Raw genomic sequence first — 443 nt, forward strand, 5'->3', positions numbered from 1 at the left:
AACGCCGACACACCCACCCGACGCGGCCGATCCACATCCGGCCACACCACCTGCTCGGTCAGCAACTCCACCCCACCAACCGACCAATCCACATGCGGCGACGGCTCATCCACATGCAACGTCCGCGGCAACACCCCATACCGCAACGCCATCACCATCTTGATCACACCAGCCACACCCGCCGCCGCCTGCGTATGACCAATATTCGACTTCACCGACCCCAACCACAACGGCCGACCCGGATCACGATCCTGACCGTAGGCGGCCAACAGGGCCTGCGCCTCGATCGGATCACCCAACGTCGTCCCCGTACCGTGCGCCTCCACCGCATCCACATCCCGGGCAGCAAGTCCGGCGCTCGCCAGCGCCTGCCGGATCACCCGCTGCTGCGACGGACCATTCGGCGCCGTCAACCCATTCGACGCACCATCCTGATTCACCGC

The 443-nt window shown here is 65.7% G+C and carries 1 protein-coding gene; it reads right to left on the minus strand.

Annotated features, from left to right (window positions below):
• A partial coding sequence (locus KN815_RS48250; protein ID WP_216348090.1) for a polyketide synthase occupies positions 1-443 on the minus strand: 443 nt, incomplete at both ends.

The sequence above is a fragment of the Streptomyces niphimycinicus genome, assembly GCF_018883605.1.
GTDB lineage: Bacteria > Actinomycetota > Actinomycetes > Streptomycetales > Streptomycetaceae > Streptomyces > Streptomyces niphimycinicus.